11 protein-coding genes are annotated in these 17,236 nt (G+C 43.4%); 6 read left to right on the top strand and 5 right to left on the bottom strand.

From position 1 onward, the window contains the following. Window positions 1-375 precede the first annotated feature (375 nt). Complete coding sequence (locus HMPREF9447_RS09685) at window positions 376-3,762, top strand: SusC/RagA family TonB-linked outer membrane protein (protein ID WP_009129537.1); 3,387 nt, start codon at window positions 376-378, stop codon at window positions 3,760-3,762. 23 nt (window positions 3,763-3,785) lie between these two features. Continuing rightward, complete coding sequence (locus tag HMPREF9447_RS09680) at window positions 3,786-5,483, top strand: RagB/SusD family nutrient uptake outer membrane protein (protein WP_009129536.1); 1,698 nt, start codon at window positions 3,786-3,788, stop codon at window positions 5,481-5,483. A gap of 64 nt (window positions 5,484-5,547) precedes the next feature. Here HMPREF9447_RS09680 and HMPREF9447_RS09675 read toward each other — a convergent pair whose 3' ends face one another. Then, window positions 5,548-6,555: an aspartate-semialdehyde dehydrogenase gene (locus tag HMPREF9447_RS09675; RefSeq protein WP_009129535.1), complete on the bottom strand. Its 1,008-nt coding sequence runs from the start codon at window positions 6,553-6,555 to the stop codon at window positions 5,548-5,550. Between the two features lie 151 nt (window positions 6,556-6,706). Between HMPREF9447_RS09675 and HMPREF9447_RS09670 the strand changes: the two genes are divergently transcribed. The 3 genes from HMPREF9447_RS09670 to HMPREF9447_RS09660 are packed head-to-tail and all read left to right on the top strand — an operon-like array spanning window position 6,707 to window position 10,244. Further along, the gene (locus HMPREF9447_RS09670) at window positions 6,707-8,842 is read left to right on the top strand and encodes a cation:proton antiporter (protein ID WP_009129534.1); all 2,136 of its coding nucleotides are present in this window, start codon (window positions 6,707-6,709) and stop codon (window positions 8,840-8,842) included. Window positions 8,843-8,868: 26 nt separating this feature from the next. Further along, on the top strand, window positions 8,869-9,579 hold the full coding sequence (locus HMPREF9447_RS09665) for a tRNA threonylcarbamoyladenosine dehydratase (RefSeq protein ID WP_009129533.1): 711 nt from the start codon (window positions 8,869-8,871) through the stop codon (window positions 9,577-9,579). A gap of 5 nt (window positions 9,580-9,584) precedes the next feature. Continuing rightward, on the top strand, window positions 9,585-10,244 hold the full coding sequence (locus HMPREF9447_RS09660) for an ABC transporter ATP-binding protein (RefSeq protein WP_009129532.1): 660 nt from the start codon (window positions 9,585-9,587) through the stop codon (window positions 10,242-10,244). A gap of 666 nt (window positions 10,245-10,910) precedes the next feature. Here the strand turns inward: HMPREF9447_RS09660 and HMPREF9447_RS09655 are convergent. Next, window positions 10,911-11,846, bottom strand: a complete 936-nt coding sequence (locus tag HMPREF9447_RS09655; protein WP_009129531.1) for a helix-hairpin-helix domain-containing protein — start codon at window positions 11,844-11,846, stop codon at window positions 10,911-10,913. A 3-nt stretch (window positions 11,847-11,849) separates the two neighbouring features. After that, the gene (locus tag HMPREF9447_RS09650; protein WP_009129530.1) at window positions 11,850-13,220 is read right to left on the bottom strand and encodes a sodium-dependent transporter; all 1,371 of its coding nucleotides are present in this window, start codon (window positions 13,218-13,220) and stop codon (window positions 11,850-11,852) included. A 105-nt stretch (window positions 13,221-13,325) separates the two neighbouring features. Here HMPREF9447_RS09650 and HMPREF9447_RS09645 point away from each other — a divergent pair, with 105 nt between their 5' ends. Further along, on the top strand, window positions 13,326-13,718 hold the full coding sequence (locus tag HMPREF9447_RS09645) for a VanZ family protein (RefSeq protein WP_009129529.1): 393 nt from the start codon (window positions 13,326-13,328) through the stop codon (window positions 13,716-13,718). A 21-nt stretch (window positions 13,719-13,739) separates the two neighbouring features. Here the strand turns inward: HMPREF9447_RS09645 and HMPREF9447_RS09640 are convergent, their stop codons facing one another. Both HMPREF9447_RS09640 and HMPREF9447_RS09635 read right to left on the bottom strand, forming a co-directional pair. Continuing rightward, entirely contained in the window at window positions 13,740-15,038 is a 1,299-nt protein-coding gene (locus HMPREF9447_RS09640) for a UDP-N-acetylmuramoyl-tripeptide--D-alanyl-D-alanine ligase (RefSeq protein WP_009129528.1), read from the bottom strand. A gap of 100 nt (window positions 15,039-15,138) precedes the next feature. Then, window positions 15,139-16,959, bottom strand: a complete 1,821-nt coding sequence (locus HMPREF9447_RS09635) for a tetratricopeptide repeat-containing sensor histidine kinase (RefSeq protein WP_244267599.1) — start codon at window positions 16,957-16,959, stop codon at window positions 15,139-15,141. Window positions 16,960-17,236: the final 277 nt, after the last annotated feature.

The following is a 17,236-nucleotide window of genomic DNA, read 5'->3' as shown; positions in this document are numbered from 1 at the left end:
TATTTATAAAATTACTGATTAAGTCTTATTTTATTAAATGACTATTAATTTAATGGTCATTTAATTATTGCATAGATAAAAAGTGAAAGGCAATAAATAAATGTTCTGCGATAAATATTAATTCAGATACCAATCTATTTTACATGTATACTATTATTACCGATGAGGACTCAGCAATGTTCTCTTGGAACTTGGTAAATGTTTAAAAAGAATAAGAGAGATAAAATATAAGTTAAACCTATAAATAGAGAAAACGCCTATGGAACAGAAACTTGTCTAACAGAAGAAATAGCTAAAGCTATTCCTATACTGACTATCCTTGCCCTAATTTTTAGAGAGAACTATTTAATTAATAACAAAATCATCAATCTTTTTATGAATGAAGATCGCAAAAAACGAGGACTAACCAATAAGTTCCTCATAACAGTAGCAATAAGTGCACTGTTCTTAAGTAGCGGTAACGTAATGGCTGCTCCAACTGACTCGGATAATGTTTTGGAAGTAACAGAGCAGTTACAGTCTATCACCGTTACAGGTTTAGTCGTAGATGTGGCAGGCGAGCCTATTATCGGTGCTAGCGTGGTAGAAAAAGGAACCACTAATGGAATTGTAACCAACCTGGACGGTAAGTTTACTTTGAGTGTTAAACTAGGCGCTACTTTAAAAATATCATTCATCGGTTACCAACCACAAGAAGTGAAAGCAACCTCAACTATGAAAATCATCTTAAAGGAGGATACTGAATTATTAGATGAAGTAGTAGTAGTTGGTTATGGTGTACAGAAAAAAGCCAACTTAACAGGGGCAGTTACTACTGTAGACTTGAATAAGACTATGGCAGGTCGCCCTCAACAAGATGTATCCAAAGCATTGCAAGGTGCGGTTCCCGGTTTGAGCATCACCACGGAAAATGGTGATATCAATGGGAGTGCCTCGATGCGTATTCGTGGTGTTGGTACGTTGAGTAACTCAGAAAAGAGTAATCCGTTGATTGTGGTGGATGGTGTTCCTATGGATGACATATCTTTCTTAAATACACAGGATATTGAAAGTATTTCTGTATTGAAAGATGCCGCTTCTACCTCTATTTATGGTACACGTGCCGCTTTTGGTGTTATCTTGATTAACACGAAGAGTGCCAAACCGACGGAAAAGGTTACCATTAATTATAGCAATAACTTCGCTTGGGATCAGGCAACTTACCTCCCCAACTTCCCGGATGTTCCTACTCAGCTGCTTTCTGCACTGGAAGCCAAAGCTAACGCCAACCAATATGAAGTTGAACTCTTTGGTATGTATTTCGATAAGCTGTTGCCTTATGCTCAAAGATGGGCACAGCAGAACCGTGGAAAACTGAAATATGGCGAAATGAGACCTTATCAGAGTGATAGTAATGTTGGTGATTACGCAATAATCGACGGAACTCCTTACTATTATGCCGACTGGGATGTTCAAGATATCTATTATAGCAAAGCTGCTCCTTCGCAGAGCCACAATATTTCTGTTCAGGGAACTTCAGGAAAGACTAATTACTATCTTTCTTTTGGTTATGACCAGAAAGAAGGTATCATGAAAGTACGCCCCGATGAACTGAAAAAGTACAATGTATCAGTGAATGTAACCACAAACCTGTACGATTGGTTGCAAGTAGGTGCACGTGTCAACTACTCCCGTAAAGCTTATGAGCGTCCTGATGTTTACAGTAGTACCTATCAGACTCTTTGGCGCTGGGGTTCTTTCTTTATTCCTTCAGGTACCGTCGATGGTTATGACACCCGCCTTATGGCTATGCGTAAGCAAGCATCCGACCGTAGGGAAATTACCGACCTCACTCGCATGAATGCATTCCTGAAAGCTGAGATCGTTAAGGGATTAACTCTGAATGCAGATTTTACTTATGCTATTCAGAACTTGAACAGCGGTTCGGAAGACTTCTCGGTTTATGGTGTTGACTGGTCGGGACTGCCTACCCCTAAATACATTGTTACTAAAAGCAACTCGGCAATCTGGCGGGATAATTCCAAGCAGAATACCTGGACGCTGAATGTGTATGCCAACTACGCCAAGACTTTTGCTAAGTCTCACAATCTGAATGTAATGGTTGGTGCCAATGCAGAAGAGGTAGATTACACTTATCTATATGGATACCGCAAAGGACTGTATGACGAAGCGTATCCCGAACTGAACTTGGCTAGTCAGGATGGACAACAAATAAACTGGTCGCATACTTCCCGTGCATCAGCCGGTTACTTCGGACGTATTAACTATGACTACAAGGGTATCTACCTGTTGGAGGTGAACGGACGTTATGACGGTTCTTCCAGATTCCCGCATACTGATCAGTGGGCATTCTTCCCTTCTGCCTCTATCGGTTACCGTTTCTCTGAAGAAGCTTTCTTTGCACCGCTGAAAAAAGTTATCAGCAATGGTAAGTTGCGTGCATCTTATGGTGAAATTGGAAATGAAGCTATCGGCGACTATATGTTCGAAGCAATGATTACCCAACGCGAAAATACATCTGCTTCAGGATATATTTATTGGGTAGATGGTAATGGAGCTAATGCCAATAGACTGACTCAATATAATATGCCTAAACTAGTGTCGAAATCCCTTACCTGGGAACGTATCCGCACCACTGATATTGGTATAGATTTGGGTTTCCTGAACAATGAACTGACCGTAGGATTCGATTGGTATCAACGCGAAAACCGTGATATGCTTGCTCCTGCTCAGGTTTTGCCAAACAGTGTAGGTGCCACTGCGCCTTACGATAACGCCGGTACCCTGCGCACACGCGGATGGGAGTTGAACCTCGACTGGCATCGTAAATTCGGTGAATTCAATGTGTATGCAAACTTCAATCTTAGTGACTCCAAGACAAAAGTGACGAAGTGGAGTGATGACTCTAAACTACTCAGTTCTTATTATTCGGGTAAAAATTATGGTGACATCTGGGGATTTGAAACAGACCGTTACTTTGAAGAATCTGACTTTACCGGTCAGAATGCAGATGGTAGCTGGAACTATAAATCGGGTATTGCCAGTCAGTCAGCACTTGAACGGGCTCCATTCCACTATGGCCCGGGCGATATAAAGTTCAAAGATTTGGATGGCAGTGGAGCGATTGACGGGGGAAAAGGAACCGCCGACGACCATGGTGACTTGAAGATTATCGGTAATTCGCTTCCTCGTTACGAATATAGCTTCCACCTCGGTGGCAGTTGGAAAGGCATTGACTTGGACTTGTTCTTCCAAGGTGTGGGTAAACGTTCCGATTGGACTATTTCTTCTTTGAATTTCCCGATGATGCGTGCAGCCGACTTAGCTATTTATGATAACCAGACAAGTTATAATAGAGTGCTCTATACTGATGATTGGAAAACGATAACCGGTTATGAAATCAACCAGAATAATACCTATCCCCGTTTATATCCGGGTAATGAGGCCAAAGGTACCGTATCGGGTATTGCAAACGGTTCTAACAACTACTATCCGCAAAGCCGTTACTTGACTGATATGTCATATCTTCGTCTAAAGAATGTAACCCTCGGTTATACTTTGCCGAAGGAATGGACCCGCAAAGCTTTCATCGAAAAGGCGCGCATCTACTTTAGCGGTAGCAACCTCTTCCTGCTTTACAAGGGTAGTGACCTCCCCGTTGACCCGGAAATCAGCACTGGTGACGGTCTCTCTTATGGTGGCTGGGGACGTACGACTCCTATCACTCGTACCTTCTCATTCGGTATCCAGGTAACCTTATAATAACCATTAAAACAATAAGAATGATGAAAAAACTATTCATATACGCAACAATAGTACTGACGGGCTTGACGAGTTGTAATGACTTTCTCGACAAGGCACCTCTGGATGCCTTTACCAATACTTCTGCATATTGGAGCAATACAAGTAACCTTGATAACCAATGCAATACGTTCTATAACAATTACTCGGGTTATGGAAATGGTAGCGGTGGCGGCTGGTTCTATTTCAAGACGCTGAGCGATGACCAAGTGGACTATCAGTCAACTGTATGGACTTATACAAGTGTAGTTGCTACTTCTACAAATTGGTCTGCTCCTTTTACTGAGATCCGCCGTGCCAATTATATTATCGAAGGATTGCAAACATCTACGCTTGATGATGCTGTTAAAGCTAATTATGAAGGCTTGGCACGCTTAAACCGGGCATGGCAATATTTTCAATTGGTTCGCATGTATGGTGATGTACAGTGGATAACTACAGTTGTAGATCCGGCAGACAAGGATGTGGTTTACGGACCACGTACGGATCGCGATGTTGTAATGGACAATGTGCTTGAAGACCTGAACTATGCTACCACTACAATTACGGGCACCAACAAGCAACGCTTCACCGCCGATATGGCACTGGCCATGAAAGCTGACATCACGTTGTATGAAGGTACCTATTGTAAATACCGTAATGCCAATGACAATGCCGGTAAAGCTGCCGACAACACCCGTGCTGAGAAATACTTGCGTGAGTGCGTATCGGCTTGTGAAGCATTGATGGCTAAAGGGTATTCATTGAATCCGAGCTATCAGGGAAACTACAATTCTGTATCGCTGGCTTCTAATCCTGAAATGATTTTCTACAAGCCTTATTCACAGAACACCTTTATGCATTCTACCATTGACTACACTATCAATACAAGTGGTACTAGCGGTATGACTAAGAATGCCTTCGACAGTTATCTGTTCCTTGACGGCAAACCTAAAGCAACTACCACAATGGATACCGATGATGCCGCAGTCAAAGATGCAAATGGTAAATATAGTATTGAGAATGTTCTTGCCGTTCGCGACAAGCGATTGGCGGTTACCCTCGACCCTGTATTATGCTTCAAGGGTAGTGCTTATAGCCGTGCTGGAGTTGCAGCGTTTACTTCCACTACCGGTTATGGTATAGCTAAATACGATAATACGACTGAATTGAGCGTAAGCGACCGTAATAGTATTAACAAGCAGTACACAGACTGTCCGCTTTACTGGCTGTCTGTAGTCTATTTGAACTTTGCTGAAGCTAAGGCTGAGCTTGGAACGTTGACACAAGCAGATTTGGACAAATCCATCAATAGATTGCAGGCTCGTGCCGGATTGCCCGATATGACTACTCAACCTGAAGCCGATCCGGCCAATAATATGGGTGTCAGCAATTTGATTTGGGAAATTCGCCGTTGCCGCCGTTGTGAATTGATGTGTGATAATTGGACACGTTACTGGGATTTGATTCGTTGGCATAAGCTCGATTTGCTTGATTCTTCCAAGAATCCTACTATCTATCTTGGAGCTAACATGAAAAATGTAGAAAATCCGGAAATTGATATTAATGCTGATGGATATATGATTGGTTCAAACACTCTTAACCAACCACGTACTTACGAAGCCAAACATTATTTCTATCCGATACCTACAACACAGTTGACTCTTAACCCCAATATGCAACAGAATCCTAACTGGAAATAAACGAAAAGAGGCTGCACTTTAGAAGTGCAGCCTCTTTTTTTATTGCAATATGAATGATTGTTTTTTAAATAGCATTCTCCTTTACCAGATACTCTGCAATCTGCACTGCATTCAGTGCAGCGCCCTTCTTGATTTGGTCACCCACAATCCAGAAAGTCAGTCCATTCTCATTAGTCAGGTCCTTACGGATACGACCAACATAAACGGGATCTTTGCCTGCAAGGAACAACGGCATCGGATATTCCTTTTCTGCCGGATTGTCCTGCAATACCAGACCGTCACCTTTTGCGAAGGCTTCACGAGCTTCTTCTACCGAGATAGGACGTTCTGTTTCTACCCAGATGCTTTCAGAGTGGGAGCGAAGGGCAGGAACACGTACACAAGTGGCACTTACCTTAATATCAGTGTGCATAATCTTGCGTGTTTCGTGATACATCTTCATTTCTTCTTTGGTGTATCCGTTTTCAGTGAACACATCAATTTGAGGAATGAGGTTGAATGCCAATTGGTAAGCAAACTTTTCAACAGTAACAGATTCACCAGCCAATACCTGACGGTACTGTGTGTACAGTTCGTCCATAGCGGCAGCACCGGCACCGCTGGCAGCCTGATACGTAGAAACGTGTACGGTCTTTATATGAGAAAGCTGTTCGATGGCTTTCAGTGCCACTACCATTTGGATAGTAGTACAGTTCGGGTTGGCGATGATACCGCGTGGACGATCTTTAGCGTCGGCTGCGTTTACCTCAGGCACTACCAAAGGTACATCGTTATCCATACGGAAAGCACTGGAGTTGTCAATCATCACGGCACCATGTTTGGTGATGGTCTCGGCATACTCTTTAGAGGTACCAGCGCCTGCGGAAGTGAAAGCGATATCTACCCCTTTAAAGTCATCGTTGTGTTGCAAGAGTTTTACCTCGATCTGTTTACCGCGGAATGTGTATTTTGTTCCGGCACTGCGTTTAGAACCGAACAACACTAACTCATCCAACGGGAAATTCCTTTCATCGAGCACACGCAGGAATTCTTGTCCCACGGCTCCGCTTGCTCCAACAATAGCTACTTTCATTTTCTTTTGTTTTTTATTAAGTTTATAAAAATGTTCTTCCACCTTAAAAAGGATAGAATTGGCTGCAAATTTATAACAATTTGCTGTATGACAACGTATAAAATGAAAAGTTTTTTGTTATTTTGCATCGTAAACCTAAAACTTGAAGCCCATGGACTTATTTGACTTTAGTCTGAAACTTCCAATTACCGACCCTACATGGATATTTCTCCTTGTACTTCTCATCATTCTGTTTGCTCCTATTTTGTTGAACAGGCTCCGTATTCCACACATCATTGGCATGATATTGGCGGGATTGGTGATTGGTGAGCATGGGTTTAATATTCTGGCAAGGGACAGCAGTTTTGAGTTGTTCGGTAAGGTAGGGCTATACTATATTATGTTTCTGGCTGGTCTTGAAATGAATATGTCGGACTTCAAACAGAATCGTGGAAAGGCTGTGGTGCTGGGATTATTGGCATTCATCATTCCGATAGGGATTGGGTTGGTGACTAATATGGCCTATCTGAAATATAGTTTCATAACTTCTGTTCTGCTGGCGAGTATGTACGCGTCGCATACGTTGGTGGCGTATCCTATTGTTATCCGGTATGGTGTGTCCCGACATCGCAGTGTGAGCATTGCGGTAGGCGGTACGGCGGTAACGGATACGCTTACATTGTTGGTACTGGCTGTAGTGGGAGGTATGTTTAAAGGTGAATCTGGTGGACTGTTCTGGCTATGGCTGGTTGTCAAGGTCATCTTCTTGGGCGGTCTGATTATGTATTTCTTTCCCCGTATCGGTCGTTGGTTCTTCCGTCGTTATGATGACAATGTGATGCAGTTTATCTTTGTACTTGCCATGGTGTTTTTGGGAGCGGGGTTGATGGAGTTTGTCGGAATGGAAGGGATTCTCGGTGCTTTCCTTGCCGGTCTGGTATTGAACCGACTTATTCCGCATGTCTCTCCGTTGATGAATCATCTGGAGTTTGTGGGCAATGCGCTTTTCATTCCCTATTTCCTGATTGGGGTGGGGATGATGATTGATATACATGTGATTTTCGGTCATGGCAATGCGTTGAAAGTGGCGGGTGTGATGATTGTGGTTGCACTGACGGGTAAGTGGATTGCTTGCTGGCTGACACAGAAGATATATAAGATGGGAGCCATTGAACGGGAGTTGATGTATGGACTGAGTAATGCACAAGCTGCGGCTACATTGGCTGCGGTGTTGGTGGGTTATAACATTATACTGCCCAATGGCGAACGCTTGCTGAATGACGATGTCTTGAATGGTACGGTGCTATTGATTCTTGTAACCTGTGTGGTGAGTTCGTTCATTACTGAGCGTGCTGCCCGTAAAATAGCCATTGATGAGGCGCATCTGGAGGAAGAGAATCGTCCGGCGGAATTAGAGAAGATTTTGATACCGGTTGCTAATCCGGATACGATTGAAGACCTCATAAACCTGTCGTTGGTGATACGTGACCCGAAGCAAAGAGATAATATGATGGCCCTGAATGTGATTAATGATAATAATGCTTCGGAAGCTTTGGAAATTCGTGGGAAGCGCAATCTGGAGAAGGCGGCGATGATAGCGGCATCGGCGGATGTCCCATTGAAACTGATTAGCCGTTATGACCTGAATATTGCCTCGGGTATTATTCATACGGCTAAAGAACATGAGGTGACGGATGTTATTATCGGTCTGCACCGAAAGGTGAACATCGTGGACTCTTTCTTCGGTATGCTGGCGGAGAATTTGCTGAAAGGTTTGCATCGGGAAGTAATGATTGCCAAGCTCCTGATGCCCATTAATACGATACGAAGGATTAATCTTGCCGTTCCGCCGAAAGCGGAATATGAAGCAGGTTTTCAGAAGTGGGTGGAACATTTCTGCCGTATGGGAAACATGTTAGGGTGCCGGGTACACTTCTTTGCCAATGAGGAAACAACCGGACTTCTGCAGATGCTGGTGAAGAAACGATATAGCACAACTTCAACGGATTTCTCCCGCTTAGATGATTGGGGCGATTTGCTGTTATTGACCGGACAAGTGAATTACGATCACTTATTGGTGATTATAAGTGCCCGTCGTGGTTCTATTTCCTATGACCCTGCGTTTGAAAGACTTCCTGCCCAGCTAGGAAAATATTTTGCCAACAATAGTTTGATAGTGCTTTATCCGGACCAGTTGGGAGAACCGCAGGATATGTTGTCCTTCTCCAACCCACGAGGAAACAATGAGGATCAGCATTACGAAAAAGTGGGCAAGTGGTTCTATAAGTGGTTTAAGAAAAGTAATTAATGATAAAGTGATTAGTGGTTAGCAGGATGGAAGATTGGCGACAAAGGACACAGCTCTTGTTAGGTGAAGAGAAGATGGAGCGGCTGCGGCAAGCACATGTGCTTGTTGTCGGTTTGGGTGGAGTAGGAGCATATGCGGCGGAGATGATTTGCCGTGCCGGGGTAGGACGTATGACAATTGTAGATGCGGATACGGTGCAGCCTACAAATATAAACCGCCAACTTCCGGCTTTGCATTCCACATTAGGACAGAGTAAGGCAGAAATATTGGAGAAGCGTTTTCGGGATATTAATCCGGAGATTGAACTGAAGGTGCTGCCTGTATTCCTGAAAGATGAAAATATTCCCGAACTACTGGATGCGGCGTCTTATGATTTTGTGGTGGATGCCATTGATACATTGGCTCCGAAGTGTCATTTGATAGCAGAAACCTTGCAGCGGCGCATTAAGATAGTTTCCAGCATGGGTGCCGGTGCAAAGAGTGATATCACTCAGGTCCGTTTTGCTGATATATGGGATACTTACCACTGCGGATTGAGTAAAGCCGTGCGGAAACGGTTACAGAAAATGGGGATTAAGCGTAAACTGCCGGTGGTGTTCAGTACGGAACAGGCAGACCCCATGGCGGTGTTGCTGACCGAAGATGAGATGAATAAGAAATCTACGTGCGGAACAGTCAGTTATATGCCGGCGGTATTCGGATGTTATCTTGCAGAGTATGTGTTGAAGAGATTATAAATAAGATGATACAATTAGAAGGAATAACCAAGAGCTTCGGTAACTTGCAAGTTTTGCGAGGCATCGACCTGAATATAGATAAAGGAGAAATTGTCAGCATTGTCGGCCCGAGTGGTGCCGGGAAAACTACTTTGCTCCAGATAATGGGAACACTGGATGCCCCTGACGGCGGAATGGTAATCATTGACGGCACCCTGGTGAGCCGGATGAAGGAAAAAGAACTGTCTGCTTTTCGCAATAAGCATATCGGTTTCGTATTCCAGTTTCACCAACTCTTGCCGGAGTTCACCGCATTGGAAAATGTGATGATTCCTGCCTTCATTGCTGGTGTGGGGCAGAAAGAAGCTACAGCTTCCGCAATGGAATTACTGGAGTTCATGGGATTGTCGGACCGTGCCGAACATAAACCAAATGAACTTTCCGGTGGAGAGAAACAACGTGTGGCCGTAGCCCGTGCCCTTATTAATCATCCGGCTGTGGTGTTGGCCGACGAGCCTTCGGGTAGCCTGGATACGCATAATAAGGAAGAGCTGCATCAACTTTTCTTTGACCTCCGCAACCGTTTCGGACAAACGTTTGTCATTGTCACCCACGATGAAGGACTGGCACAGATTACAGACCGCACGGTGCATATGGTGGACGGGGAAATCAGCAAAGAGATGTAGGAGAGGATTTGCATCCTCTCAGTTCCCCGTACTCATTACTCCCGAATCGTTATCACTGTTATTCACCTTCCTCTATTTCTATTTTTTGTGCAAAAGCTCCCTGTGCCATGCTGCCCAGCAGTATGGCTATTAATAATCTTTTCATTGTGATAGTATGATTTTAGTTCCTTATCTCGGAATGGCCTTTTCTGTTTTCAGGTTGTTTGTTACTAATTAGACGAAGGAGAGGCTGCAAAAGTCGCATTAAAATGTGAAAAAAGTGAATTACGGGAGTTAAGCTGCCGCATCGCCACTTTTATCTCTTTTCGCTACGACGGTTAAGGAAAATCGTAGTAGGCTTTTATTCTTTCCACCATGGAGAAAGTTTCTTTCCATCACGGGGAAAGTTTCTTTCCACCATGGTGGAAAGAAAAAACCTCCATGGTGGAAAGAATAGATGTTCGGATGAAAAAGGCTAACTTGTAGTAGGAAAAAAGCATAGGAGTGCCTGAGAAAGGAGCTAACTATTGGAAGAAACTCATATCTGAAGAGAAATGAATTCTTTCACCCAGAGGACCCAGAGTTTTTATACTTCTAATTCAGAGATAATTATAACCTCTGTGTCCTCTGTGGTGAAAAGATTCATAACCCTACAGAAAGAACGAGTAAATCATGTTATTCCATGCATTACTCAAAGCAAACATAATGACTGATTCTTTCTAAGTCCGCTTCTGTAAATTCCTCGTAGAGGATGAAAGGTTTGAGGCTCGTTAGCGAGCCTTTTTTCTTGCGGTATTCTACGATTGCTTTGGCTTGGTAAAAGTTGATATATGGATGGGAACGTAGTCTATCCACACTGCTGTGGTTCAGGTTGATGTGATGAATGTCCGTCGGTTTGATGCTGAACCATGCTTGTAGTTGCCGGGTGTCGAGGTGTATATCCTTTAACTGCTCTATCTGATAGAACCCACCTAATCGCTGTCTGTAGCCGACAATCAGACGGGCTATGCCGCTCCCGATACCGGGTATCTTCTTTAGTTCGGTGGTGTCGGCAAGGTTCAGGTCGATTACAGTGCCGGATGCGTACTTTATATTTTCTGCCTGTGCAGGTTGGGGAATGTATAACTGCGGTGTATTGCGTGCCGTATCTTCCGGGGCGATATATATATAAGGTGAAAGATTGGAATATTGTTCTTCCGTCATACCATACATCTTCTTGAAATCTTCCGGTTTCCGGAACTTGCCACCTTTGGAACGGTAGTGCAAGATGTTTTTAACCATCCAGGCAGGCAAACCTAAATGTCGGAATGCCATTGAATCTGCCTTATTGGGGTTGAAGGGAATCAGGACTACAGGAATTTCAGCTTCTTTTCGTTCATAAGATGTATGTTTCCACCTGCTTCGGGGTTGTTCCTGCTCTTCCAATGAAGCCATAAATTCGTCGTATTCCTGCCGTGCAGCAGCCTGCTCTGCTATATCAGCCGGAGAGATATTTTCCCTATGCTGCCAGGCAGATATAAGATACCCGGAGAGAAGAACGATACCTGTTGCTGCTATGAGTGTCAGGATGCCTCGCCTTTCTCCCCGGGAGAAGTAAAAGAAATCTCTAAGTGGATTTTGCATCTCCTACAATTTCAGGAAGCCCAGTTCTTTGATGAAGATGAGTGAAATGGCTATCGGAGCTATAAACTTCAATATGAATATCAGCACTTTGTAGAACGTTACTTTCAGCGTTCCGTTGTTGCTGACTTCTTCCCAGACTATCTTCTTATTCAGATACCAGCCGGTGAAGATGGAAATGCATAAACCACCTAACGGCAACATAATCTTAGCCGTGACAAAGTCGAACAGGTTAAACAGGTTCAGACCGAATATGGTGTAGTCTCTGCCCACTCCTAATGAAAGCGAACATAAGATACCCAGAAACATACAACCACCCGTCACGATACTTGCCGCACGCTTCCGGCTCAGATGGAACTCTTCGTGCAGATAGGCTGTTACTACTTCGTGCATGGAGATGGTAGAAGTAAGTGCGGCAACCGCCAGAAGAACATAGAACATTACAGAGAATATATATGCCAGTAGAGGTATACCGCTAAATGCCTGCTGGAATACATTCGGCAATGTAATGAAGATGAGGCTCGGACCTGCATCGGGCTGTATGCCTACCGAGAAGGCCGCCGGGAAGATGATGAGCCCTGCCAATATTGCAACGAATGTATCGATGATGCTGACGCTGAAAGCTGTCTTTGTCAGATTCGTATCTTTTTTGAAGTAAGATGCATAGGTGCAAAGACATCCCATGCCCAGACTTAAAGAGAAAAAGGCTTGTCCCATAGCGCTTAAGAATACGTTCGCATTCACCTTGTCCCACTCCGGTTTCAGAAGAAATTCCAAGCCTGCACCCGAACCCGGCAGTGATATGGAACATGCCGCCAGTATGATTAACAGGATAAACAACATCGGCATCATAATCTTGGCGGATTTCTCAATACCCTTTTCCACTCCTTTCACGATGATGAAGTGAGTGGCAAGAAGGAAGAGTATCAACCAAATAACCGGTCGCCAGGAACTTGAAGAAAATGAATCGAATGTCTGGATGTAATCGGCTGCCGTTTTTCCGGCAAAGTTATCGGTGACGGCTTCGCCAATGAATTCCAATGTCCAGCCGGCTACAACGGAATAATAGCTCAGAATCAGAAATCCCGCCAATACTCCCATGCGTCCTACCCAACGCCAATGTGTACCCGGTGCCAGCTTTTGATAAGCTCCCGCTGTGTTGGCACGTGAGTGACGCCCGATGAGGAATTCGGATACCATGATAGGGATTCCTAAAATAAGTACGCATGCTAAGTAGATGAGAATAAACGCAGCACCGCCGTGATTGCCTGTCTCGTAGGGAAACCGCCATATGTTACCCAGACCGACTGCGGAACCTGCTGAAGCAAGTATGACGCCTAATTTGCTACCAAAGTTGGCTCTGTCATTTTTAGTCATAAAAAAGTAGATTATTCTTTCATTTCGTTATTATTCTCTACTAAAACATGCAAATATAGAAAATGTTCTGTACTTTTGCGCACAAATCGTTCATAAAATTGAAATATGCTATACTATATTAAGAAATATCCGGTGTCGTTGCTGATTATACTGACGGTGATTTATTTGTCGTTCTTTAAGCCGCCGACAACTGAATTGAACAGTATTCCTAATATTGATAAAATTGTACATATTTGTATGTATTTAGGTATGTCCGGCATGTTGTGGCTGGAGTTTCTCAGAGCACACCGAAGAAATGATTCTCCTTTGTGGCATGCATGGATAGGGGCTTTTGTATGCCCTGTGCTATTTAGCGGAATGGTGGAGTTATTGCAGGAGTATTGCACCACTTACCGTGGCGGTGATTGGTTGGACTTTGCAGCGAATACTACAGGAGCGATGATTGCTTCGCTGATAGGTTACTTCGTATTGCGTCCGCGGATGATGAAGAAACAATAAATTATATTATACGGTGATTGATTATAAATAATCAATCACCGTATTCAGTTTAATTCCATTCGAGCCTTTGATAAGGATTGTTTTCTCGTGAGGCTTGTTTTTTTGTAAGACTTCAATGACTGCCTGGGCATCCGGATAAATAGGGAAGTGGTGTTTGGCAGCGGCAAACTGGTCGCCTACCAACATAACGTCCTCAAAACCGCATTCTGTGAGAAAGTTTGCAATTTTTTGATGTTCTTCCGGACCTTCTTTTCCTAATTCCCTCATATCTCCCAATATCAGCATTTTATTTTCAACTTTCATATTATGGAAGTTACTGATTGAAGCCTGCATACTGGTGGGGTTAGCATTGTATGCATCAATAATCAGCGTATTATCTGCGGTTTGTTTCAACTGCGAACGATTATTCTGTGGGGTATATTCCGCTAATGCAAGATCTGTTTTTTCCGGTTCTACATCAAAGAAACGGCCGATAGTGACGGCAGCCAATGCATTCGGGAAGTTATATTCACCAATCAGTTGTGTCTGCACTTCATGGCGATCACCGTCTTTACCTGCTTTCCATTCAAAGGTCAGGTAGGGAGAATTGCCCGTCACATGACCATTGACATACAATTCATCTCCGCTTCCATAAGAAATAAGATTTAATCCTCCGGCAATCTCTTTCAGATATGCGTTGTCGTGATGGATGAATACTATGGAATTGCCCCGTTCGCGGAGGTAATCGTACAGTTCACCTTTAGTCTTGATGACTCCTTCGAAAGAGCCGAAACCTTCCAGATGTGCTTTGCCTACATTGGTAATGATGCCATAATTCGGTTCAGCTATATCTACTAATTCTTTGATGTCTCCCGGATGGCTGGCACCCATTTCTATGATGCCGAGCTCATGTTCCGGTTTCAGGCGCAGCAAAGTGAGAGGGACACCAATATGGTTATTCAGATTCCCCTGTGTGTATAGCACATTGTATTTTTGCAAAAGAACGGCGGCCATCAGTTCTTTGGTGGTGGTTTTTCCATTGGTACCCGTGATGCCGATGAGGCGTGTACCCAGTTGGTGGCGGTGGTAATTGGCAAGTTGTTGCAGCGTATGCAGGCAATTGTCTACCAATATGTAATGTGAATCTCCTGCGGGGGCATGTTCGGCTTCGTCTACTACTGCGTATGCACTTCCTGATTCCAATGCTTTGGCAGCAAAGGCATTCCCATTGAAACTATCGCCTTTCAGGGCAATGAATAAAGAACCTTCAGGACAGTTGCGACTGTCGGTTGTCACGCTGGTGCATGCCAGAAATATTTTGTAAAGGGCGGTGATATCCATAACTATCTCCTTTTTGAAACGTTATTATATTCTGTTGTTTTAAGACGTTGCAAAGATAGATATTCTCTGTTACGGTGGTACGCTTACAGTGAAAATGTTTTTATTCCTTCAAAGGTAAAGTCAGGATAAAGCGGCAACCTGCTGTATAGGTTGAGTCTACAATAAGGGTACCACCCATCTTTTCGGCAATCATCCGACTGATAGACAAACCTAAACCTGTGCCGGGCACAAACGAATCCAGTTTGGTGAAACGCTCAAACACAGCTTCTTGTTTATCTGCCGGAATACCGATGCCTGTGTCTGTTACACTGAACAGAATTATTTTCTCTTCTTCGCGGATATGGTATGTGAGGGTGATACTGCCTTCTTGAGTGAACTTTGCCGCATTTTGCAGAAGATTCATTAATATCTGCGATATGCGGTCGGGATTTGTTTGCATGGTGAAATTCTCACGTTCGGGGATGAATATTAGTTGTACATTCGGTTTAAGTTTGAAGCACACCTGGTCGATGCAAGTCTGGCAGACACCTGTGATGTCTACAATGGTCTGTGTAGGTATATCCCGTTCACCATCCAGATAGGAGAGATCGAGCACATCACTGACTAGTTGCAGGAGGTTGGTACTGTTCTGCTCAATGATATGGGCATATTCTTTCGTATCGTCATTATCGCTGAAGTAGCTACTGAGTATTTGCGAGAAACCTACAATGGAGTTGAGCGGCGTACGTATTTCGTGACTCATGTTCTGTATAAATTCCGACTTCATACGGCTACCTGCTTCTGCCTGTTCTTTGGCGTATTTCAATGCTTCTTGGGAAAGCAGCAGTTCTCTGTTCTTCTCGCTGAGTTGCTTTTGGGATACGCGCAATCGGCTGTTGAGGAGATGTTCGCGGTAGAAAATAATGAAACCGAGGGTCAGTAACGCTATCAGGAAAATGATGATGCGTTGTTTGTTTATCAGGTCGCGTTGTTGCATTTGCTGTTGCAATTCGCTTTTTTCCAGTTTCAACCCTTCCACACCGAGCATGGCAGAGAACTCTCCCGATGTGATGTCTTCATTATGTATCTGAGCCGAGTCATTTAGGAGATAATATTCCATGAAATATTTGGCGGCATTGGCCATGTCGCCCATATTATAATATATTGAAGCACGATTGAGCGTTGCGTCCATATTGTTCTTCATATTCTGCCCAAAAGTAGCGAGGGAATAGTTTAAGGTTTTCAGTGCCTTTTCGTATTGTTTCGTTTGCGTATAATATCTTTTTAAAACTTCATAATATTCCTGAAGATTTTTCCGTACTTCTTTTTTCGTATCGGACAGGTACTTTGCCTTCTCCAGATATTCCCAGGCTTTGGAATACTTTTCGATGACAAGATAATATTGGGCGGCACGGACGTAATGATAAAACTCTTGTGTACTGCTATAGAGGCATGAAGCGCTTTTTTGCAGATTTTCGTAGGCTTTCTCGGTTTCTCCCAATTCACAATAGAGATTGGCCAATACTGAATAGGAAGTGGTCAGGTTGTATGTGTCCAAGCCATATTTCAGAATGATTTCTATCTCTTTCTCTTTATTGTCGGCAGCCAGGTTGAATAATCTCTTGCACTGGTAAATTGTACTGAGAACATTGTATGCGCTGGCTATGCCATCCATATATTTTTCCTGTTCGGCTTCTTTCATCATCTTGTTCGCTTCATACAAGGCGATGTTATATTGGTATTGCTTGATATGGAAGTTAATGAGCCGCTTGCTCCATACGAAATAGTAATATTTGGGTTGGTGGGTTTTTCGGGCAAAGTCCTTTACTACGTCTACGTAGTGACTGATGCTGTCCCCTTGTGTGTTTTGGAAATAGTAGAAATCCAGTTTGTTGCACAATGCTACTGCCTGCATGCGTTGGTCGTTTCTCTGAACTGCCATTTGGAAGAGGGTATCTGACATTTGCATGACAATGGGAGAACTCGTTTCAGCTTTACAACGGAGATAGTAAACATATAATGTACTATCTACATTGTATTCTTTCTGCGTGTCTCTTTGTTGTCCTCGTATTTGGGGGCTGCATAATGTAATGAGGCAAAGCAAAATAGTAAGGATATGCAATGATGTCCTTTTAGTGTTCATAGTCGATTATTAATATGCTTTCTGCAAAGTTAATTTATCTTTTTTGAAACTAAAAGATTTTCTGATATTTTATTTA

Source organism: Bacteroides oleiciplenus YIT 12058 (genome assembly GCF_000315485.1).
Classification (GTDB): Bacteria; Bacteroidota; Bacteroidia; order Bacteroidales; family Bacteroidaceae; genus Bacteroides; species Bacteroides oleiciplenus.
Note: the sequence above shows the minus strand (reverse complement) of the source record. Positions and strands in the feature narration are given on the sequence as shown.